The sequence below is a fragment of the Paenibacillus sp. FSL M8-0212 genome (assembly GCF_038004645.1).
GTDB lineage: Bacteria > Bacillota > Bacilli > Paenibacillales > Paenibacillaceae > Paenibacillus.
Genome location: NZ_JBBORP010000001.1, coordinates 703303 through 726156, shown reverse-complemented (window position 1 = coordinate 726156; position 22854 = coordinate 703303). Strand labels below are relative to the sequence as shown.

The window sequence follows — 22854 nt, the reverse complement described above, 5'->3', positions numbered from 1 at the left end:
GGCGGAGGGGAGTCCACTTGTGACGGACCGACGCCTTCGCCTGGTCAAGCGGGATGCCGGGTGCCGCTGGCATGGCCGGCTGCACGAGCAGCTCAGCTTTCCGCGGGGCGAGGTCATTACGGCAGACATTGCCGTCACGCACCGCCGCGAAGCGGGACATCATTCGGCGCGAAACGTGCGCATTCTGCGCAAATGGATCGCCGAAGAGGGCGTAGCCCAAGGTCGTCTGCTGTTCTATTATGCAGGCGAATGTTATGACCGCCAGCGTTATGCGGCGGCGGCACGCGGGTACGCGAAGCTGCTGGAACAGCCAAGCGGTTACCGCGAGGATCGCCTGATTGCTTGCGCGCGGTTGGCGGAATGTTATGAACGACTGGGCAAGCAGGGCCATAAGCTCGGCGCATTGCTGCAGTCGTTCCAGTATGATCTGCCACATGCCGACTTCTGCTGTGCCATTGCGGCCTGTTTCCATGAGCGGCAGGAACCCGTCTCGGCGATCTACTGGTATATGCAGGCGGTAGACGTGAGCAGCCGTGATCCGGGACTGCGCCCGGTACCTGTGGCCTGTCGCACTTGGCTACCACATGCCCGTTTATCCCTTTGTTATGCCCATCTGGGCAACTGGGAGCACGCATTGATGCATAACACCAAAGCCCGTGAGTATTTGCCCAACGATCCCGGATTGCTTGCCAATCGGCAGAAGCTCGAAGTGGTGGTACGCAAAGAGATGAAAGAGCGGGAAGAACGTGGTGAAGTGTCACCTCGTAAGTAGGTAGATGAAGTGGGACAGATGAGGACAAAAGAGTTTGAAGCGGGAGTAGAGATAGAGAAGATAGATTGAAGCAGAAGTGAAACAACAACAAAAACTAACCGTTGCTGGTAGCATGCGATAGGGCGGATCAGTGTGAAAATAAGGGTTGAGTGGAAATAGAGTGTAAGGCACAATTGCGAGCAGAAGCAGAAGCAGAAGCAGAAGCAGAAGCAGAAGCAGAAGCAGAAGCAGAAGCAGAAGCAGAAGCAGAAGCAGAAGCAGAAGCAGAAGCAGAAGCAGAAGCAGAAGCAGAAGCAGAAGCAGAAGCAGAAGCAGAAGCAGAAGCAGAAGCAGAAGCAGAAGCAGAAGCAGAAGCAGAAGCAGAAGCAGAAGCAGAAGCAGAAGCAGAAGCAGATGAGGTAGAATAGATGTGATAGATAAGTTATGTGCTGCCATATATTTAAAGTTCCATAGCTACGAAGTTGTTAATAAACAAGCATATTAGATCACAATGAAGTATAAGTAATTACACGATAACATGTAGAACAAGCGTAGCCCCGCTTAACCGAAAGAGTCGGTGAGTGGGGCTTTTAACGCTTCTCATGCCTCGTGTATCTCCTGCCATGGTGTAATGAAAGTAGCATTTGGTGAAATTCTCACAAGGCATACAGAGCGTTGGAACTTCTGATATGCGGTGCAGTGAGGATAACTCATCAAGATAAGTCGTCGAGTGTTCAGAGCCGTCATATTATCTGCTAAGATGTTTTACTTTTCGGGTGCCAGGCATCGCACAGACCGGTCCTTCATTCGTAAGCTTTTGCATGCCCAGCCCCATCCATCATATATTTCGTCATCGATATTGAGGGTAATGGTCTCATCCGTGTATTCATTCCAGTTTTCAATCCGGAGTGTGTTTTCACTTTCCCATTCGAGATGGTTATTTCCGTGGTGCTCGGCACGATAGATCGTTTTTACCGTGGCGTTCTCGGGGGCATTTGTCTTCTTAACATCGACCCAGATCGTAATCCCGCCTGCGGCACCACCATAGGGCACACCATAAATCTCGGCAGTATACTCACCATTCCGTGAAGGCATGGAATAGCTCAATTCCCCCCGCTCGGAACGGTCAAATGTGGAGAAGTATGGACGGAGCCAGAAATACAGGAATAAGGCAGTAAATAGGATAAGAATCAATAATGTAAATGTAGTGATAAACGGGTGTCTACGTATCCAAGGTTTGCGAGAATCTGTATGAGATGAACTTGAATTAGCTTGAGTATTTGAGTCCATAAGCATCTAACCTCCACCTACAGTGAAATTTGCTTTGCAGGAATATATATGTCCATCTCTCCGTAGTGGTCCTGAGCCAGACTGCCATCAATTCTTTCAAAATAGTATGGATCACTCTTCTCGTACCCCGAATGGCTCTGCCAATATTCATCGATAAATGTCCAGACACTGTCCAGATGATCAATGTTAATTAGACTTGGATGGAAATCACAGACGAATTTGAATACGGCATACTGGTTGGCCGGGACCTCAATTCCGTCCAGTTCTTCAGGGATATGATCCAGAGTGGTCACTTCTACAGACGGCTGATATGTACTGTAATCCTCATTAATTTCATTGGTAAATCCAATATACACGTTAGGCTGCAACACATTAGGAATCGAATGAAAGTGTTTTTCAAAAAAATCGTTGCCTGCTGAATTGGCTTCATAGTGCTCTTCATTATCTGTATACCGAATGTGGGATCGTTGCCCAATGAGTTTCATAGCCGGTTTTCGTACATACGTTGGTGTAAAAATATAACCGTACGGAAGCATCGTGATCATGGATGAAGTCATGCGGGCTGTGAATTCAAGGTCTCCAGCTCCCTGTTTGCGATACTGCAGGGGTGTAATGCCGAAGGCTTGTTTGAAAGCACGTATGTAGGATTGTTCATGTTCGAACCCGTAATGTCCGCTGATATCGATGATTTTCCAATTCAGGTTCACCAATTGTTCCAGGCTGCGTGCCAGTTTGCGTGAGCGAATGTATTCTCCAGGCAATTGTCCGCTTACATGTTTGAACATGCGATGCAGGTGGAACTTCGATATATGAGTCACAGATGCCAGATGATCCAGCGTTAACTTGTCTTGGATATGGTCTTCTATGTAATCGAACAGCTTATCCAATGTGCCTAGCAAATCGTGTTGCATATCAATCTCCCTACTTCTAATTGTACTTACAGCAATAAATGTTCATTTTTTCCTTATCACCGATGATATCATAACCAAGTACATAATTTAATGACAAGATTGGAGAAACCATCCATGTTTGCTGACAAAAGAACTTATACAACGTTAGGCATGTTAACTCGATTATGGACATTAACGGGCAAGTACCGTATGTTCATCATTCTGTTACTTTTCGCCGCATGTATGGTCTCCCTGATTGAGGTCGGTTATTTGGAATCGATCCGAAGACTGGTCAAAGGCGCGACTGAAGCACAGTTTTCATTACTTTACTCAGGTTTGATCATAGGCGTTAGCATTGTCGTATTACGATTGATTGTAACCGCATTCATGACGAGGGTCGAGACGTTATTCCAGCAAAAAACATTAATGTCTGTGCAGTCTCTACTGCTCTCCTCCCTTGGTAATACAGAGACACGGGATCTGGCACATTATCATACGGGTGACCTAACCTCCAGGATCTGGACTTCAGCCAAGGAAGCACAGAAGGGGATCAACCAACATGGCATTGAACTCGCCAAAAATATCATTCAGCTGATTCTTGCCTTTGCTTACTTCAGCTGGGTGAACTTGCCGCTGTCGTTAGCTATCATTGCATTCACATTGATCTATCCTCTTGTAACGGTAGGACTTGGTAAACGTCTACAAAGACGGCATGATCAGTTGAATGCCAGCGCAGCGTCAAGAGATGAGATACTAACTGAAATCATCCAAGCCCCAGTTGAGATCCGAAGTTACGGACTCGCGGGTTATGTACACCATCATTTTAAAGATCGAATGGATCAAGTGTTCAGACATACAATGTCTGTATCTGTGTTACAACGACTTTCGGAAGCAGCCGGACGGGTCTCGACGTATGGTGGCATAATTCTGATTCTCTATCTAGGCGGCATGCAGGTCCTGAATGGACATATGGATGTAGGCGGACTGGCAGCTTTCCTGGTAGCAAGCAGTCAGTTAACTCGTCCGATTGAGTCGTTATCTGGGCTGTGGAATAATTTTATTGGTTCGGCTTCTCATGCGTCCAGAATCTTTGAAGTGTTGGATTTGGAGAAAAAGAACACGGTTGCTAATCCCAGTACAAATACATATGTACAGTCCGATACGCATTTAGGGCAGCTTGAAAAGCAATCTAAACCAGCTGGCATCAACGTGCAGCATGTGTCTTACAGGTATGCGGAGCAAGAAGAAGTGTTAACAGATATCTCTTTTGAGGCCAAGAAAGGAAAGCTTACTGTGATCACGGGGCCAAGTGGGTGCGGGAAAACCACGTTATTGAAATTAATAGCTGGATTAGATACACCGGTTACTGGTTCGATTAAGGTCATAGATCAGAAGAATTCACTGAAGGATATGCATGAAGTTCAGCCAGCGCATGTTAATCAGGTGTATGTTCCGCAACAAGCCTTTATTTTCACAGGTTCAGTGGAAGAGAATATTGTTTTTGGACAAGAGGGGGTATCTGCCGATCAAGTAGGGGTTGCGGCCCATATGACGCATGCACATGAAGCGATTATGCGTCAATCGCTCGGCTATGGGACAGAGCTTCAGCCGCAAGGCGGGACGATGTCGGGTGGTGAGCTTCAGCGTATTAGTTTAGCCAGAGCGATGCTGAGGAACCCGGATATTTTATTGTTGGATGAACCGACGTCATCTCAAGACCCGTGGCATGAGCAACGATTGAATGATCTCTTTGCCCGAATCACTGCTGACAAAGGTACAACGGTTATTGCAGTTACTCATCGATTATCGCTGATCGAACGGGCAGATCAGGTCATCTATATTCAGAAGGGACGCGTCGAAGATACGGGGACTCATCGTGAATTGCTGGATCGTGCAAACGGATATCGAAGTTATATTGCGGAGCAGGATACGGAAGTGGAGGAACAGCATGAGTAACAAGATCGAAGATGCAGCATATACCGATGACGTTGAAATGAAGAGCAGTCATGAGAAAAGTGGAGCATATGAAAATGAAATAAATGAAAATGAAAAGTCTGAAATAGAAGCTCATCATCAGATGAACAAAAGTGATGTTCCAGATGACCCAAAGCAAGCTGTATCATTGGCAACGGTATGGCCCGTTATTTTTCGCTGGATGAAACCTTATGGATTAGCTGTAGCGATCTTGCTCATTTTTATCGCAGCAGATGCGGTCTTTGATTGGGGACTTGCCTTTGTACAGGGATTCTTCGTGGATGCCATTCATGATGGGGGACAGGAACAGCTTAATGCCACCGCAATGATCTTTATCGCCATTCTGGCAGGATTTATTGTATTACTCGCGATGCATCGTTATGTGCTGGTATGGCTCAAGGAATCGATGCAACGGGATATGTCCATGGATCTGTTGAAACTGTTAAACCGGATGCCTTATTCCTGGGTGCGCAGACAGAAGTCCGGAGATGTGATGCTTCGCCTCAAAGAAGACACCAAGCATGGTGCAGAAGTTGTGGAGGCTATTGCAGAGGGTGTTACGGTTGTATTCATCATTGCTTTATCGCTGGGTTACTTGTACAGAGCAGATGCATGGGTTGCGGTTATTGCCTTGGTAAGTGCAGGGGCAATCTGGTTCACGGCGAGGTTGTATGATCAGCGAATTGTACATCTGTCCGATGAGGTCGAATCCAGGGAAGGCGAGTCCCAAGAACAGATCCAACAGTATGTTGAAGGGATACCGGTGATTCGGATGTATAATGCTTCACCGTGGTTTCTCGCTCGTTTTCGAACACAACAGCAATCACTGAATCGTGTTCAGGCCAAGTTACAGATGACCCTGAGTATGTCGGATAACGTGGCGATGGCGGTGTTTGGTCTGGCTCAATTGGCAGCGTTGTTCCTTATTGCTTTGTCAGCGGCTAGGGGGACTTTGTCTCCGGGCATGGTTGTTGCAAGTAGTCTGCTGTTTGAACTGGTGGTGTGGCCAGTACTCGGCTTGTCCAGCCAGTGGAGTCAGATGCAAGCCAGCGTGGGTGCATTTGGACGTATCTCTGCATGGTTGAAATTGGCGGAGAACAAGAAGACAGACGCATCTAATACGAAGCACGAGGAGCTTGCACAGGGAATGTGTAACCAAGATCAAGGGAATACACAAAAAGGGGCACATAAAGAGTACGAAGTTGCTATGCTACGTCTTCAACAGGTAACAGTAACCGATGAAGACAGTGGTCGGAAGATTTTGGATCACATTACGCTTAATCTAGTTCCTGGTGAACTGGTTGCGGTAGTTGGCGCCAGCGGTGCTGGCAAATCTACACTGTGCCAAGTGTGTGCAGGGCTGATCGAGCCAACACACGGAAGCATATTGCTGGATGATAAACATGTTGCAGAGTATGTAGAGATGGATGACCAGTCCAGACTGACGTATATGCCGCAGACACCAACTTTTTTCACAGGAAGTATTGAAGACAATATCCGTCTGGGTTCAGACGTTACATTGGACAAGGTAAAGCTTGCGGCAGGGCAGGCAGGTTTGCATGAATACATTGAGGCACAGGAAGGACAATACGCAGCAATGTTGCAAGAGAAGGGGGCCAATTTATCTGGAGGCCAACAGCAGCGACTGTCGCTTGCTAGACTCTTTATGAGGTCATCGGATCTGTATATTCTGGACGAACCAACGTCATCACTGGATATTCAGACAGAACAGAAGGTGATGAATCACTTGTTGAACTTTATGAAAGGCAGAATAGGATTGCTCGTCACACATCGCATGGAGGTTGCCCGTCAGTGCTCTCGTATCTTTGTGATGGAGCATGGCCGAATTGCCGAGGATGGAACGCATGAACAGTTGATGGACCGGAAAGGATTGTATTATCGCATGAATGCAAAAGGCGAACAAAAGAAGGCTATAGAAATTGCGAAAAACATGCTCTCATTAGGGATCGAAGTTTCTGTTATTGCAAAGGCCAGTGGCTTGCCGGAGTCTGAGGTAGAGTCGTTAAAAGATTAAAGTGAAGTTATAAGGTGTGGTAGGTTCACCAGATGAATAGGCACGGGGACACAAGCTTGATATGAGAGTGGTTCGTGAACAAAAGTTTACAGCAATCGTTTTGTCCAACTAGGGCAGGACGGTTGTTTTTATTTTCATGAAGAAGGTTCAAACGTTTTACAGTAAAACGCGGTTGCTCATTCGGGGCTGGGCCGTTAAACTAAAGGGAGCGGCGTTTGCTTGACGGACAAGTCATGAGAACGCCATTTTGTTGTCAAGGATGCGGGATATGAGCCGCTTTCGGATGTCAGAATCGGATCGGACCAAGCTGGTGGAGAAACACCGGTGATAAGTAAGGAGTCTTTACATGAGTGTGCAAACACCTACATTAGAAGAAGCGCAGGGTCTCCTGCAAAAATATTATGGCTACCCCGACTTCCGTGAGGGACAGAAAAAGATTGTAGCCAGTCTACTCGAACGTGAAGATACGTTGGGTATTATGCCAACCGGGGGCGGTAAGTCCATCTGTTATCAGATCCCCGCCCTGTTATATTCGGGTCTGACACTTGTTGTCTCCCCGTTGATCTCATTGATGAAGGACCAGGTCGATGCGTTGACGACCGCCGGAATTGCTGCCGCGTATATTAATAGTACACTTAGCGGCAAAGAAGTGAATGATCGCATCCGCGCGGCGCAGCGCGGTGAGCTGAAGTTGCTCTATGTCGCGCCTGAGCGACTGGAGCTGGATTGGTTCCGCGAGGAGATGGGCTATTTGCCGATCTCGTGCGTTGCTGTTGATGAGGCTCACTGTGTGTCACAGTGGGGGCATGATTTTCGGACAAGCTACCTGGCGGTAGCGCCGTTTGTGGACAGTTTGCCGGAGCGGCCGGTGGTTGCGGCCTTTACGGCGACAGCGACGCCAGAGGTCATGGGCGATATTCTGCGGCTGCTGCGTTTGCAGGACCCGCAGACGTATGTGACCGGACTGGGGCGGGATAATCTGGCGTTTAGCGTGCTGCGCGGCGAGAGCAAGAAGGACTTTGTCCTGAATTATGCGCGCGAGCATGCCAGCGAGCCAGGGATTGTATACGCCGCGACCCGTAAGGACGTGGACGATCTGCATCAGCGTTTGTTGCAGGCGGGATTGCCCGCAGGACGTTATCATGCCGGCATGACAGACGATGAACGGGCCCAGAGCCAGGAAGCTTTTTTGTACGATGATATCCGAGTGATGGTGGCGACCAATGCGTTCGGGATGGGGATTGATAAATCGAACGTGCGTTACGTCATTCATAACAGCATGCCGAAGAACATGGAGGCATATGTACAGGAAGCCGGACGTGCGGGCCGGGACGGAGAGCCAAGCCAGTGTATTCTGTTATTCGGGGCACAGGACATTATCACCCAGAAGTTCCTGATTGAGCAGAATCCGATGGAGGGCGACCGCAAACAGAACGATTACCGGAAGCTGCAACAGATGGTGGATTACTGTTACACAACGCGTTGTCTGCGCAGTGCGCAGCTCGATTATTTTGGTGAGGTGCATGACGATACATCTTGCGGTATTTGCAGTTCCTGTACGGACGACCGCGAGCTGGTAGACATGACGATTGATGCGCAGAAAATCTTTAGCTGCATTCACCGCATGCGTGAACGGTATGGTGTATCGCTGGTTGCTTCGGTGCTCAAAGGCTCCCGTGCCAAAAAAGTGCTCGATTATGGCTTCAACTCTCTGCCAACCTACGGCGTGATGGGCAATCGGACAGAGCGCGAGATATCGGAGATCATCAACGTGATGGTATCCGAAGGATACCTGATGTTGTCCGAGGGACAGTATCCGGTGGTACGTTTACAACCACTAGCAGTGGAAGTGCTCAAAGGCCAGCGTGAAGTGATGCAGCGTGTCGTCCGCAAAACAGCGGCAACGGCTTCGGGTACAAATTATGGCGGACGTCGCGGACGCGATGCGATGCCATCTGCGGTTAATGAGACGGTATTTGAACAACTTCGTCTGATCCGGCGCGACTTGGCGGCGAAAGAGCATGTGCCATCGTACATTATCTTCAATGATGCGACCCTGCGTGAGATGAGTGTGGTATGTCCACAGACAGAACGTGACATGCTGGATATCAAAGGGGTCGGTGAGGTCAAGTACCGCAAGTATGGACTGCCGTTCCTGGAGTTTTTCCAGAAGCAATCGGGCGAAGAAGTGGATACGGATGATGATGCGTTTTACGAGTATGAGTGAGTGTGAAATGAGTATAAATTGTTAAATTTCACTTTCCAATCTTTGAAGTTCATGTGCTTAAAGCTCAATGTATGAAAAGATGATAGATATGTATCTAGAGGGTATCTTGAAATCTGCCGAAAGCCGAAGCACAATTGAGTGTCAGGGGCGGAACATGGAGCGGAAGTGCTAACGAACCTGTGACGTCTTATTCAGGGATTTGAAGCGCCCACAGCAATCTAAGGAATCTGAAACTCGCTATATTAGGATAAACAGCCGTTTACTGCAGGTTTGTCAGGTGATTTTGGTCAATAACGTGTCTGATGTTCCTTACAAAATAAAAGGAGGACCGGATGGCCAAATAAGTCGTCCTCGGTTCCTTAGAAAATCGTCTGGACAATTCGCCAGGATTAGCAAGCCTGTGTTCTCATTCACAGCATCTTCCTGCTCCGTGCAATCCTTTTGTTCCACAATCCGTTGGACAGTTCCATCTTCTCCGGTGCAAGGAATGATCGATCTTTTGGCCGAGTTTAAAGCTACAGTTGCTGGGATAGGGGGTGGACCTTGGGAATCCTTTCAACGTATCTCTTGCCTGAGTTTGAAGACACGCTCAAGAAGAATTCGATGGCTTCTCCATGATATGGGTGAAGTGTCCAGTAGAGGTTCGAGATTAAAGGCTCAAGGCAGTATTATGGGGATAACGAATTGTGGATGGAACACGATTGAGGTCTTTAACAGGTGAAGTTGAGTTTGAATTTGATTTTTGTGTCTCTGGGATGCGGACAAAAGATGGTGAATTGTCTTTCAAAAGGTGGACATTGGCGTTAGAAATGGATAACCGCATCGTATACAATATGTAGTTTTATTATGTATTGTTCAAACTATATGTTGTGTTTTTCGTTTGGCGAGGTGTGTATGTCTTTTTGAAAAGAGTGTCCACTCTTTGAAAGACAAAAGTTGGATATGTCCATGAGACATGGAATGGCTAGTTCAAAAGGGTTAGATGAACAGCATCCGGGGAAGGATGGCTGTGCAGCTTTCTTTTTACCAAAAAAATATGGTCTGGGTGTCCAGGCAAAGGTTGTGAACCATGAAGGTTATTCTTTCTACATTAAATGCAAAGTACATCCATACCTCCTTGGCCTTGCGGTGTCTGAAGGCATACAGTGAGAAGGATTTTGATATTGACCTGGCGGAGTATACGATCAAGGATCCGGTGATGAATATTGTATCTGATCTGTACCAGCGCGGTGCGGACGTGATTGGTTTCTCTTGTTACATCTGGAACATCGAAGAGACGATTAAGGTCATTGATAATCTGAAAAAGGTTATGCCGAACGTGAAAATTCTGCTGGGCGGGCCGGAAGTGTCCTACGACACGGAATATTGGATGAACCGGATTCCCAATGTTGATTTCATCGTGATGGGTGAAGGGGAAGAGACGCTGCATCAGCTTTTGACGGAGCTGGAAGGAAGTAAGAAGTTCCACTTTGTCTATGGACTGGCGTATCGCAAAGGGGAAGAGGTCATTCTCATGCCAGGACGCCCGAAAGCGGATCTGAACGATCTGCCGTCACCGCATCGATTTGAAGAGGATATTCCGGAGCTTGGGAAACGGGTTGTTTATTTTGAGACCAGTCGGGGCTGTCCGTTCAGTTGTCAGTTCTGTCTGTCCAGTATTGAGGTCGGCGTGCGGTATTACGATATTGAGCGGACAAAGTCGGACATTCTGTACCTGATCGAGAAGGGCGCGAAGCTGATCAAGTTTGTGGACCGGACGTTTAACATCAAGCGGGATTATGCGCTCGAAATGTTCAAATTCTTGATTGAGAATCATCAGGGGACGGTGTTTCAGTTTGAAATCACGGCGGATATTATGCGTCCCGAGGTACTGGACTATCTGGCAGAGAATGCGCCGCCGGGCACATTCCGGTTCGAGATCGGGGTTCAGTCTACGAACGATCCGACAAATGAACTGGTGAAACGCCGTCAGAACTTTACCAAGCTGAGCCGTACGGTCAACAAGGTCAAAGCTAGTGGCAAAATCGATCAGCATCTGGATCTCATCGCCGGACTGCCGGAGGAAGATTACAATACGTTCCGCAAGACGTTTAACGATGTATTTGCACTGGGGCCGGAAGAACTTCAACTCGGATTCCTCAAAATGCTGCGTGGTACGGGTCTGCGTCTGGATGCGGAGAAGTATAACTATACGTATATGGATCACGCGCCATATGAGATTCTGGGCAGTGATGTGCTCCCGTTCAGCGACATCGTGCGCCTGAAGCGGCTGGAGGATGTGTTGGAGAAATACTGGAACGCACACCGGATGGACCATACGCTGAAGTATCTGATGGAGCAGGAGTTCAACTCGCCGTTTGATTTCTTCCAGGCGTTTGGGGATTACTGGGAAGGTCAGGGGTGGCAGAAGATTGGTCACCAACTGGAGGATCTGTTCACTCGTCTGCACAGCTTCCTGGAGTCGCGGAACACGCCGCATATGGACATCGTGCTCGGCCTGATGAAGCTGGATTATTTCCTTGGGCACAAATACAAACCACGCAAAATCTGGTGGGAAGATCCGCTTCAGAAAGATCAGTGGGCGGGTTATATGAAAACGTTGGCTGAACGTCCGGAAGACGTTCGTCTGCCACGTGTTGCCGGTGCCGCAGGCACGGCATGGCTCGAAAGCAGCGGCACAGGTCCGAGTGCCGCTGTGGCAAGTTCGGCTGCTGCCGGAGAAGACTCTGCCGCAGATGCGGCGGGTGTGATCGGCAGCGAAGCCGGGGATGCAGCGTCGCTCACTTCGGGCGACGCTGCAGGGTCCGCCGCGGATGGAGCGGCGGACATGGTGGACGGCAACGCTTCGCGTGCGTTGCCGATGACCTCGGCCATGACCGCACAGACGGTCATGGGTGCCCGTGCTTTCGCCGACCTTGGTCTCGGCGAAAAGGAACTGCAGAAGCACACCGTATTGGATGTGCTTCCGTTCCGGCTTGAGCGTGTGCTTGCTGGCGCCAGCCCGCTTGCCGCGAAAGGCCGGACGCTGCTGGTCGTTGTGTACCAGCAGCATGAAGGGCAGCAGGCGCAGTATTACACGCTGCCGCTGGGAGAAGAAGCCGCTGCCATGTAGGTGCAGCGGCTTGAGATAAGCTGCATGGGCTAATTGGTGCCATGTAGCAAGAGGAAGCGCCACGACGATGAGGTCGGGGCGCTTTTTTTTACAACAGCAAAGCTCTCATATTAAGGTACTGTAAAAAAAACTAGAAGACACGGAGGCCACAGAATGGATCTGAAGACGTATCTGGCAGAGCATTTTCCAAACCTGACCTTAGAGCCACCTCTTTTTTATAATTGGGATGTTGCAATACGATTCGAACTTGGCAATCCGCTGATGTTTGGAATGAATACGGAGCATTACATGGAACAAGTTTATCATCGATCACTTGAACTATTTAAGGCTCTTCATGATCAAGAAGATGAAGTCCTATTAATAACTCAAGCTTATTTTGCAGATAAGCCTAAACACAAAGTGAAAAAATTGAACCTGTACAGAAAATATATCAAGAAGAAAGGGCCGATTAGAGCCTTGAGCCTTGAGATATTTCCAGGTTTGGATTGTGAACCAGATGACATCCAAGACACAAGAAACAACATGTATAGATACTGGACTAAATGTAGAGTTGAGGATTTGAAATATACTCAGTTAATCAAAGCTATATGTAATCATGATGTTGGAATTAAGCCAAAGATATATCATAGGGTGTATTTCATTAATATAAGTAAGAAAACGATATTTCATATCTATGATGATAGAGGTTGCGATGTTATTTCAGCATCAAGACAAGCACTAACGGATATCTATACAGAATATAACGATTGGATTTTAGATTATGATAGAGACAGAATTAACAATATATTTATAGGATAATGGGGTGGATGATCCAAGACAATTTTCTGATGTTGATCGCGCAGGGATAATGTATTATTTGAAACACAGGTTTGGAAAGAACTTCAAGAGTGTTCAGATGTAAGGAGTAAGGATTATGGATAAAAAAGAAAAGAAGTTTATCATTGCTATGATTGTACTTGCTGTAGTTGTATTAGGAGCTATATGGTACCTAAAAGTAGGATATTTATTAAAGAAACCAGAGATGCCCGAGGCAAATATTGCAATTCAGACCCAAATGGTCGATGGTGGTGCGATTAGTTTACGAAATGCTGATTACACGGGAAATCAAATCAAGGTTGGATATGAAGTGAAAGGGTTTAGTTTAACGGAATATAATATTGCTTGTGAGCTTTATCATGACGGACATTTGATTTCAACTTCTGGCTCAACAGGTGGCGGTTTGATAGAACTAGACGAGAAGCATTATTACTTCATTGGTTATGAGAATATAACTGAAATGAATCTGCCTGAATCTATACATTTAAACGTGGAGATTAAAGTGATACCCAATGATTTTAGACAAAAATCGATAACTTCATCATTTGACGTAAGCCTTGATAAAAAAGTGCAATAGATTGAAGGGGCAGCTATGCCCGCAAAGTTCACGGTTGTTTGATGAAAACCTTAATTCAAATGGTACTTCTCCATAACGGAGTCACGGAAAGTTTCGTATTCTGATAACGCTTGTGCAGTGGAGGATTGAGGTAAACTATATTGAGTTATCCCTTCAAGGCTGAATTTGCCTAGGTTATAGTTGATTAATCCATAATCACCAAAGGTGTTTTTCATCAAGAAAAGCACACTTTTATCACCCTTCTGTAGTTCTACATAGTCATCAACTGTATATTTGACATCTCCTTCGAGGCTGACGGGTTCAATGATCTTCAATTCGTTCTGATTTGAAGGGAAATCTTCGGGTTTCTTCAATATCTTTTCAATCTTAATATTTGTATTGGTGTGAAAGGATTGCATGGTCCCATCATCAAATGCAGTAATAACATGCTCTCGATCTCTAAAATCTGCTGTGGCATAACCAATAACGATCAGATCAGCGAACGCATCCAGCTTATCTATTTCATGAAATATTAAAGAGTTGGCCGAAAGGTTGACGACTTTATGAATGGGCTCCCCTTGTTTCGATTGACCATTCATATATGCTAATGTACCAATGGAGACAGCTAGGAATATCAATACAGAGGATAGTACAATTTTATTTTTGAAAAAAGACATGATCTCATCCTCTCATTGAATTTGAGTTCCTTGCAAGAATTTTGCTTCATTTCTACTATACACATATCTGAAAATTATTGTAAATTAAAATGTCTAGCAAATTATCAATCCTGAATTAATTCAGTATCTAAAATAAGATGGCACTATGTAATTGATTTTTGGAACGGAAAGACAAAATAAGTTGAAGGACCTAATGCTTGATCATAAATTTTAATAGAAGAAACTCAAGGAGGGTCCTATGAAGACCATCGTTTATATGGTAAGGCATGCCGAGTCACCGTATACGGAAGGAACGGAAAGAACGAGGGGGCTTACCCGGGAGGGCAAGATGAATGCAGAACGAATAACGGAAATATTAACGAATGAAGGAATACATTCCATTGTCTCAAGTCCTTATGCCAGGGCTATTCTGACCTTAGAGGGTGCTGCAGCAGCGTTAGAATTAGATATTCAGATCATGGAGGATCTGCGGGAAAGACATTTTTCAGATGATATGATTGCGGATGAAGAGTTCGAGCCTGCTTCGAAGAAGATGTTTGATGACCCGGATTATGCATTGCCAGGAGGGGAGTCGAACACGGTTTGCCAGAATAGAGCAGTGTGCGTGTTGAAACAGATTTTAGAAGAGTACAAGGGTAAAAAAGTGGCGATTGGCACACACGGACATGTAATGACGTTGATGATGAATTACTTTGATTCGAGTTACGGATTGGATTTTATGAACCAAACCAAGAAACCGGACATCTATCAATTAGAATTCAACGAGATGGAGTTGGAGAATGTGACAAGGCTCTGGAAATGATATATAAGAACACTTGTACGCATTCGTGGATACAGCTAGAATATAGATATCTTTGATTATGGAAATATGGAAGGGAAGATTCCAATGACATTACATAACTTAGTTCATGAGAAACCAACCCAATTATGGAACGAAAGAATGATTGAAGGCGGAGATGAGCTTTTTACAGAAGAGAGATTACTCATGTCTGATAAAGCTTTGGATCACTTTATAAACCAATTAATTGCATTACAAGAAAAGAAAGATTCCGAGCAGATAATAAAGGCTGTAGAAGAAGTGGTGGTTGCTTTTAATGAAATGAATGAGGCCAATGATTATTTCATTGAAACGATGGAACGTGAAGAATTGGCTGATTTTATCGACAAGGCGGCTAGACTGGCTGGATTAGACATCCAGGAGGATGAAGATATTACGGAAGAATGGAGAGAGTGGTAATTCGGCTGTACAGTGTTTTCCAATTTTAATGATAAGGGTGATCAATATGGAACGAGGACTCATTATATTTTTGAACGGAACGTCAAGTTCGGGGAAGACGAGCATTGCGATGGAAATGAAAAATCAGGGAGATGTTCCGTTTCATCATCTATCTGTAGATCAATTTCTACATAATTATGATCAGTTTATCGACAATACATATCCAGATATGAAACCAACAAGAGAAGTAGAGCACCATGTGATGACAGATATCCTGTTCGACCCGATCAATTCGATGTACTGTGCAACCATTAAACTGTTTTCGGAAATGGGTTTGAATGTCATCGTGGATACGGTCATCAGCAATGACAAGTGGTTTAACGATTTTTATAATTTGCTTTCGGATTATCCGATATTGTTTGTAGGTGTGCATTGCTCAAAAGAAGAACTCACCAGAAGAGAGCAGAGCAGGGGAGATCGTGAGATTGGACTTGCCCATTCCCAGTTCGACTACATCTACTCCTATGATGAATATGATCTGGAAGTGAATACGGAAGAGCTTAGCTCAGTTGCATGTGCGGATAAGATATTAAGTTATATGAAGTCCCATCAGGAATACTCGGCATTTAAGAAGTTAAGCAGAAGAGGCTGAAGCTGATTGTGTCAGATCATATGATATCCATTCCAATGAAAGTTAGGGATTCGGCCAAATCTTTTTCTTAGAGTTGCTGCCAGGACCTAATAAGTAGATTTCATCAACATTCCCATAAGTATTAGAAAATGAAATTGTGAAGTCTTTACTACCACCGATAGGAAGTTTACTGCCTTTAATCTGAATGAAAAGTGAATTGTTATGATGTGAGAGGTAGTAGCCGTGATATCTGCTAATACTGTCTGCAAATCCACCTTTTACCGTAATAAGCTCAGGAGAAACTTCAGTTCTCGTAACCATTGTCTCGTCAGGATCGACAATCTTGTTCAACATATACAATCCAATGATAATAGGAACAACGACAATAATAACTGCGCTAACAATAAAGCTATACTTCATTTTTGGTCGCATACTCAGGTTTCACCTCATAATTAGATGATATGAATCGATGTCTCAATACTCATTGGGCATCGATTTATTGTATTTAATCAGAACAGAATTCGATGTTTAGAAATATTAGGCTCATTTAAATAATATACTAATTTATTTTTTGTAGAGATAGGGGGGAGTAATTGATGGAAATTAACGCTATGAATCCAGAAGATCATATTCAACACATGTTACAGGTAATCATTGAAAAAACACAATCCATCATCAACGATACTGGTAAACAATCTTTCGGCTCTTTGGAGTATTTCTTGGAGCACATTATAGCGTACCGGGATGAACAGCAATTCCTGACAGATGAGTGGCATATCCGTACACCGCGCTGGCTAGGGGAGTATGGAAATACGCCGGAGGAAGAAGAGCTTCTTTCGAACATCTACCGACTACAAGCCTATATTACTGAAACATTAAAAGGCGGATAAGTGATTCGCGATGTCGCATTAGTCCGGCTGAAATGTCGCAAAAGTACATGGTAACACGATACGGAGATCGTATATACTCTCTTTATGTTTCGATAATGAAAATCATTATCAGTATTATACATAAGGGGGATTCACAAATGAAACAAGGAACAAAGGGGCAAGCGGCTGGTAAGAAGGCCTATACTGCTCACAAATCACGATTATTTATGGGCTTGATGATGGCCCTTATTCTAGTCCTGACGGCTTGCGGTGCCGCAACAGGTACAGATAGCGGTAAGCAATCTGCGGCAACGCCAGCGGAGACACCTGCGAATGCGGAAACGCAGACGGACGGAGCTTTTCCCGTAACGATAAAGGGTATGAAGGGAGACATCACTCTAAACGAAAAACCAAAGAAAATTGCAGTGCTGGATGTTAAGTTTCTGGATCAAATGTTAGCCGTTGGCGAGAAGCCGGCAGGTAGTGTTATCGCTGGGGGTAATACGGATTTTCCAGAATATTTAGGAGACCAGCCGAATGGCGTAGAAGTTCTGGGTACACGGGACGAGCCGAACCTGGAAGCGATTGTTGCACTCGACCCGGATCTGATCATCATGACCGACTTCCAGGAGAAACAGTATGAGAGTGTAAGCAAAATTGCACCTACCCTCGTACTCGATTTCTACGAAGACTGGCGTGATACGTTAGCTACGGTTGCCCAAGTTACAGACAAGCAGGACGAGGCAGAGAAAGTGCGCACAGCGTATGAAGACAAAATTGCCGGGCTGAAGACAAAATTGTCAGAGAAGCTGGGCGATGAAACAGTGGCGATCATTCGTCCACGAAAAGAAGGAATTCGTGTTCACGGTATTGAGCATCGCATCGGCGGTATTATGTACAATGACTTGGGGCTGAAGATGCCTGCTTTGGTACAGGAGATTAATGAAGATGGTTCCGTAGAAATCTCGATGGAAAAAGTGCCTGAGATCGGGGCAGATCGTTATTTTGTACTGTCGGATGAGCTGTTTGCGGCAGAAGCAGAGGCTATGTTGACTAATCCCGTGTGGAAGTCCCTTGATGCTGTGAAAAATAACCGCACGTATGACGTAAACTCAACACTGTGGATTGCATACTACGGACCTCTTGCGATTAATCTGATTGTAGATCAGGCATCGGAAGCCCTGCTCGGATCGAACTAATATGAACCCATATCTCTCGACAGACTTATGGAAAGAGACGGTAGAGGATCATTCGATTTTGCTTGGTGAGCCGCCTGAACATAGTGTCCGTACCATTGCTTTGAGTGAGTTGCATGACGTAGAGGCGTGTCGAGAGTATATCCGCTGGTTTCAGAACTATATCGATGCGCCTGACATGAAAGTCGCAGCCTCCATGTTAGCCAAGCGGCTTGGCTTTCTATGGACGACTCCGCTCGTGACCGCGATGACGTTTCATCATCAGTATGTAACCTTTCAGCTGGAGAACAGCTTTCTCTATCATCCGAAGCTCGAAGAATATGAAGAGGGGACACGATTTCCTTTTCTGGCGGTGAACGGGCTACAGGCTGAAGAACTCACTGGAGACAGGAGCGTATGGCGGGAAAAGGCAGTCCAGGAGATGTTTGCAGTACAGCTGACACCGTTGTTAAAGACACTTGCTGCGATTGCACCTCTTTCGATGAGCATTCTCTGGGAGAATATCATGGTACGGATTGGCAGACTATTCGCTCCTGATGAAGCCGAGACAGAGCAGGAAAGTAAGATCATTCAAGAGGACTTTTCATATCTGACGCAGGTGGCATCCGGGGAAGTGTTTGGTGAGAGGAAGAATCCGTTAACCCGCTTCACCGATTGTAAGGACAATGTGCATGTTGCCAAAAGTGAGCGGATCACCTGCTGTTTTTATTACCAGATGTCAGGTGAATATTGTCTCAAATGTCCGAAAATTGACAATGAGAAAGAATCTCAACTAAAATGACAACAGCAACAACTTTACCTTTGCTATTGTCAGGAGATGAGAGAAATGCCGCTGCAAGAACAGACAAGTCTATGGAGTGATACAACGATCAAGATGCTTGACGGGTATAGCGGTACTTTGCAGACAGGCAGCGTTTTACACGAAACGGATTTAACTTCAAATGTGTTGCTACTGGCATATGGAGGGGAAGGGGAGCTTGCAATGGATGGCGAGGGTTGCCACATTGGAGCTTCTTTTGCCTGTCATGTGGTGAAGGGAGCATCCTTTACGCTGACGGCCAGATCAGACGAACTTTATTATATCGTAATCATGTACGAGGCTTTTTCCATGGAAGGAGCCTCCCATGCCATGCCCTCGTATCGCAAACATCCGCTGCAAAATTCGTTTATTCAGAACCCTGTGACTCAGGCAGAATGGATCCAGAATGCGGAAAAAATCGTTGCCAAATGGCGTCGTGGCGAAGGACTGGAACGGTTTCATGCCCATGCGTTGCTTCAGGGGATGATCTATGAACTGATCATGGAGTATGAACGTGGTCAAGGCGGAGCAGAGTCCGACATGGTGGATGTAGTCGTGTCATATATATCATCGCATTATCGCCAGAATCTGGAGCTTAAGGAGCTGGCAGCCCTTGCCGGATGCAGCGTAAGGCAGTTACAGCGACGATTCAAACAAGAGAAGCAGCTTGGACCGATGGAGTACGTCATCCAGCTACGGATGGAAAATGCATCGCGGATGCTGCATCATACAGATGCGTCCATTGGGGAAATTGCTGACAAGATGGGCTACCGCGACATGTATTATTTTAGTAGGGCCTTTAAGAAATATTATGGCGTTCCTCCGCTGCGTTATCGGCTTGATGCCGCTAAGGAAACAGATGCAAATTATGCTCAATCCTTGCTGCGGAATCGTATGGCTTCTTCGTACGAGTCGGACCAAGGTCCAGTGATATGCCATATGCGAGGTGAATATCCTGTCACCCGTTCTCCACATCGTATCGCCGTACTCGATGTGCAATATGCGGATCATTTGCTTGCGCTTGGATTGTCTCCAGCAGGAAGTGTGGGATTGGGAAGTGGAACGTTCCATTTCCCACAATATATCAGGGCAGGACTTCAGGGTACCGAATTACTCGGAACGTATGAGTACCCTGATCTGCTTGCTGTCGAACGACTGTCCCCGGATCTGATTATTTGCACCGAGGTGCATAATCAGTACTATGAACGGTTAAGCCGGATCGCTCCAGTTCTTATGTTTAAGCGCAATGAGAGTTGGCAGACCATTCTTGGCCTGTTCGGTGAATTAACTGGTAAGCGAGCAGAGGCCAGACGTATACTTGCGGATTATCACCGACGAACCACATTGCTTTCTGAAGAACTTGCTCCAGTACTGGCAGGTAAGAGCGTGGCACTGATTCGTCCACTGGATTCTCTGGTTCGCGTACATTCTGCCTCGCATCGTACAGGCGCTGTGCTGTACCGTGATCTGGGTCTGCCTGTCCCGTTATTTGTAGCAGATACCACCGACACGGCCTATCATATTTCTGTTGATAGACTACCGGCTGTACAAGCGAGCCACTACTTTTTGCTTAGCAATGAGATCATGCAGGAGGGTATATCCTCAACAGAGCAACGTGTCTGGGGGATGCTTGATACGGATGAGAGACAGCAAATACACTCCGTAGATGCCGCGACATGGATCGGTTGTTATGGACCAACAGGCATCAATGGCATTGTGGATCAGATTGAACAGGCGTTGTTGGGATGAGAGGGAGTTCTGATGTGACTCCCTCTATTTCTTTATATTCAGAATTCATCAAATTAGTGGATAACTTCTTTAAACAGAGGTTTATCTTAAATTCAGAACACAATCATTCTATTATGTAGATCGCATTTGTTTCTTCATTTTATTGTTGCGGAGAACGTTGACAGAAGTAATTGACGAAAGATACAATCCATATATTCCCTATAGATTCAAATTGTTTATATAGATTGATCGTTTTAAAAATAACTTCAACTCTCTATTTGGAAGTTGGTTTCTTGGATATACCTTCAGGAAGCGATAGTGTCTCAATACTTAAAGGATCGTAGTTAACGAAAACAAATACCTTCTTTTTCTTATCGCCTTCAATGTAGCCATGGAGGCCTAACGAATTGGATAGATCGGGAGGAGAGAATTTATACTCCGTAAAACGAACGGTTACACCGTATTTTTCGAGAACATAATTTGCAGCGAACTTCTCGGCGGAGGATACAATCTCCTTTTCCTCTTGGGAGGCACATGCTCCAAGCAAGAGAGATGAGATGATTAATAGTACGAATAGGAAGAAGGGTTTTCTCAAGAGGGACACCTCTACTTTCATAGACTGGTATTAATATACTATAAAGATTGAATTATCACTAGTTTACATAATCATATCGGAATGTTCAATTCAGGAGGTATTTATGCAAAAGAATTACATAAGCGACGAGTTGTATCAGAAAATATCTAACCTTGCCTACCAGGACAACGTTTCTGCCGGAGCACCCCTTAAAGATGAGGGAGATTATGCACAATGGAAGGTCATTGAACCTGAAGGTGCTGAGCTCCACAATAAAGTGTCGGGTTTCGATTCCGTCATCCTCCACAACAATCAGACGAATCAGATTGTCATAGGATACCGCGGAACAGAGCCAGGTGGGAGCTGGCTTGGGAGAGCAGCCGATTACGAAACAGACGTGTTTGATGTTTTAGGTGGACGCACCAGAGAACTGGAGGATGCCGTAACTGACCCTAATCATCATAACATTTTCAAGAAAAGTTTTATTCAATCCATTAAGGACGATATCGATTGGGAGAACAACCAATTTCATCAGGCGGAAGTACTTTATGAACAAGTCAAAGCAAAATATCCTGACGCAAGTATCTCTCTTACGGGACATTCGCTTGGAGGTGGTTTAGCGCAATATGTGGCAGCGCGACAGGATTTGTCGGCCATGACATACAGTGCTCCGAGTGTAACCAATCTGCTGGACGATGCAAGCTTGGCGAAAGTGAACGAAGGTTATTATGATAAAAAAGTGGTAAACATCGTTCAGCCAAACGATTCAGTAGGTGCAGGAGGACTTTTTGAATATGACAGACATGTTGGCAGCACGTACTACAAAGGCCAGGATTTTGACTCGGCCAATGCGATGTACCAAAACTGGAGGCTGCAATTCCAGCTCATGGTGCCGATTAGTCCGATGGGGCCTAGCGGCCCGTTAGTAACATACAATTTCCCAATTGATATCGACCTGGACAAGTTTCAGGTCGGTAATATTGTTCGATTGATGGACTCGTTTTCCAAGGAAGAAGGCAAAGGATATCACTCGATGAACCAGTATCAGTTTGATGAACAGGGAAACTTGGTCGGTCCACTTATCGATCGTGCCACGGGGAAACAAATTGACATCTCACCACGCTGGAATGCTTATCAGGAATCACGGATGGCTTTGTCAAACCTCGTTGGCGGGTTGGTGGCTCCCTTGATTGCGGCTGTATCCAATGGAAAGTCAGGTCAAGGTGGTGGGACAATCCGACTAACGCCGGAGGAATTGGCACAGGCAGCCAAGGAAATGCGCCTTAGTCTGAGCGGGTTTTCCAATGATGCACAAGCTTCCATCCGAATGTTCGAGGCTTATACTTCCACAAGTGAAAGCCATTCCTTCACGTCAATCGCTTACGAAGCTACGGCGACACTGGAACGAATTAACCGTTGGTATCAGGAATCCATCAGCGAGATTGCCGAGTACATTGAACGCAAGCATGAAGATTTCGTTCAAGCAGACCAGTTCTTAACGGGAGGTAATTGA

General features: G+C 45.8%; 21 protein-coding genes. 16 read left to right on the top strand and 5 right to left on the bottom strand.

The features are described from left to right. The first annotated feature begins 175 nt into the window (after window positions 1-175). The gene (locus MKX68_RS03355) at window positions 176-772 is read left to right on the top strand and encodes a hypothetical protein (RefSeq protein ID WP_340915539.1); all 597 of its coding nucleotides are present in this window, start codon (window positions 176-178) and stop codon (window positions 770-772) included. Window positions 773-921: 149 nt separating this feature from the next. Then, on the top strand, window positions 922-1179 hold the full coding sequence (locus tag MKX68_RS03350; RefSeq protein WP_340909121.1) for a hypothetical protein: 258 nt from the start codon (window positions 922-924) through the stop codon (window positions 1177-1179). 337 nt (window positions 1180-1516) lie between these two features. Here the strand turns inward: MKX68_RS03350 and MKX68_RS03345 are convergent, their stop codons facing one another. Together MKX68_RS03345 and MKX68_RS03340 are read right to left on the bottom strand one after the other, a co-directional pair. Next, window positions 1517-2041, bottom strand: coding sequence for a DUF5412 family protein (locus tag MKX68_RS03345; RefSeq protein ID WP_340909120.1), 525 nt, complete (start codon window positions 2039-2041; stop codon window positions 1517-1519). A 17-nt stretch (window positions 2042-2058) separates the two neighbouring features. Beyond that, window positions 2059-2952 (bottom strand): AraC family transcriptional regulator, encoded by an 894-nt coding sequence (locus MKX68_RS03340; RefSeq protein WP_289391585.1) that lies wholly within the window; start codon window positions 2950-2952, stop codon window positions 2059-2061. Between the two features lie 114 nt (window positions 2953-3066). On the opposite strand from MKX68_RS03340, the gene MKX68_RS03335 reads away from it, so the two are divergent. The 6 genes from MKX68_RS03335 to MKX68_RS03310 all read left to right on the top strand — a co-directional run bounded on the left by MKX68_RS03335 (window position 3067) and on the right by MKX68_RS03310 (window position 13672). Next, window positions 3067-4887, top strand: coding sequence for an ABC transporter ATP-binding protein (locus tag MKX68_RS03335; protein WP_340909117.1), 1821 nt, complete (start codon window positions 3067-3069; stop codon window positions 4885-4887). Continuing rightward, window positions 4880-6940: an ABC transporter ATP-binding protein gene (locus MKX68_RS03330; protein WP_340909115.1), complete on the top strand. Its 2061-nt coding sequence runs from the start codon at window positions 4880-4882 to the stop codon at window positions 6938-6940. Before MKX68_RS03335 ends, MKX68_RS03330 begins: the two co-directional genes overlap by 8 nt. A gap of 346 nt (window positions 6941-7286) precedes the next feature. Continuing rightward, entirely contained in the window at window positions 7287-9167 is a 1881-nt protein-coding gene (gene recQ / locus MKX68_RS03325) for a DNA helicase RecQ (RefSeq protein WP_340909113.1), read from the top strand. A 1069-nt stretch (window positions 9168-10236) separates the two neighbouring features. Beyond that, complete coding sequence (locus MKX68_RS03320) at window positions 10237-12279, top strand: B12-binding domain-containing radical SAM protein (protein WP_340909111.1); 2043 nt, start codon at window positions 10237-10239, stop codon at window positions 12277-12279. A gap of 153 nt (window positions 12280-12432) precedes the next feature. Then, a complete protein-coding gene (locus MKX68_RS03315; RefSeq protein ID WP_340909108.1) occupies window positions 12433-13077 on the top strand; it encodes a DUF3885 domain-containing protein in 645 nt (214 codons plus the stop codon). Between the two features lie 115 nt (window positions 13078-13192). Beyond that, window positions 13193-13672 (top strand): hypothetical protein, encoded by a 480-nt coding sequence (locus MKX68_RS03310; protein WP_340909106.1) that lies wholly within the window; start codon window positions 13193-13195, stop codon window positions 13670-13672. Between the two features lie 50 nt (window positions 13673-13722). Here MKX68_RS03310 and MKX68_RS03305 read toward each other — a convergent pair whose 3' ends face one another. Beyond that, the gene (locus tag MKX68_RS03305) at window positions 13723-14328 is read right to left on the bottom strand and encodes a hypothetical protein (RefSeq protein WP_340909104.1); all 606 of its coding nucleotides are present in this window, start codon (window positions 14326-14328) and stop codon (window positions 13723-13725) included. Window positions 14329-14566: 238 nt separating this feature from the next. Between MKX68_RS03305 and MKX68_RS03300 the strand changes: the two genes are divergently transcribed. The 3 genes from MKX68_RS03300 to MKX68_RS03290 all read left to right on the top strand — a co-directional run bounded on the left by MKX68_RS03300 (window position 14567) and on the right by MKX68_RS03290 (window position 16196). Continuing rightward, on the top strand, window positions 14567-15130 hold the full coding sequence (locus MKX68_RS03300; RefSeq protein ID WP_340909102.1) for a histidine phosphatase family protein: 564 nt from the start codon (window positions 14567-14569) through the stop codon (window positions 15128-15130). Window positions 15131-15214: 84 nt separating this feature from the next. Then, window positions 15215-15565, top strand: coding sequence for a hypothetical protein (locus tag MKX68_RS03295; RefSeq protein WP_340915261.1), 351 nt, complete (start codon window positions 15215-15217; stop codon window positions 15563-15565). Between the two features lie 46 nt (window positions 15566-15611). Then, a complete protein-coding gene (locus MKX68_RS03290) occupies window positions 15612-16196 on the top strand; it encodes a chloramphenicol phosphotransferase CPT family protein (RefSeq protein WP_340915259.1) in 585 nt (194 codons plus the stop codon). 42 nt (window positions 16197-16238) lie between these two features. Here the strand turns inward: MKX68_RS03290 and MKX68_RS03285 are convergent, their stop codons facing one another. Further along, window positions 16239-16607, bottom strand: a complete 369-nt coding sequence (locus MKX68_RS03285; protein WP_340909099.1) for a hypothetical protein — start codon at window positions 16605-16607, stop codon at window positions 16239-16241. Window positions 16608-16771: 164 nt separating this feature from the next. Between MKX68_RS03285 and MKX68_RS03280 the strand changes: the two genes are divergently transcribed. The 4 genes from MKX68_RS03280 (at window position 16772) to MKX68_RS03265 (ending at window position 20788) form a co-directional block, all read left to right on the top strand. Further along, window positions 16772-17065, top strand: coding sequence for a hypothetical protein (locus MKX68_RS03280; RefSeq protein WP_340909098.1), 294 nt, complete (start codon window positions 16772-16774; stop codon window positions 17063-17065). 137 nt (window positions 17066-17202) lie between these two features. After that, window positions 17203-18243, top strand: a complete 1041-nt coding sequence (locus MKX68_RS03275) for an ABC transporter substrate-binding protein (protein ID WP_340909095.1) — start codon at window positions 17203-17205, stop codon at window positions 18241-18243. A gap of 1 nt (window position 18244) precedes the next feature. Continuing rightward, entirely contained in the window at window positions 18245-19021 is a 777-nt protein-coding gene (locus MKX68_RS03270; RefSeq protein ID WP_340909092.1) for a (2Fe-2S)-binding protein, read from the top strand. A 45-nt stretch (window positions 19022-19066) separates the two neighbouring features. Further along, window positions 19067-20788 carry a helix-turn-helix domain-containing protein gene (locus MKX68_RS03265; RefSeq protein ID WP_340909088.1) on the top strand — a complete coding sequence of 574 codons (1722 nt, stop codon included), beginning with the start codon at window positions 19067-19069 and terminating at the stop codon, window positions 20786-20788. Window positions 20789-21041: 253 nt separating this feature from the next. On the opposite strand, the gene MKX68_RS03260 is transcribed toward MKX68_RS03265, so the two are convergent. Then, window positions 21042-21362, bottom strand: coding sequence for a hypothetical protein (locus tag MKX68_RS03260; protein ID WP_340909087.1), 321 nt, complete (start codon window positions 21360-21362; stop codon window positions 21042-21044). A 103-nt stretch (window positions 21363-21465) separates the two neighbouring features. Between MKX68_RS03260 and MKX68_RS03255 the strand changes: the two genes are divergently transcribed. Beyond that, window positions 21466-22854, top strand: a complete 1389-nt coding sequence (locus MKX68_RS03255) for a lipase family protein (RefSeq protein WP_340909084.1) — start codon at window positions 21466-21468, stop codon at window positions 22852-22854.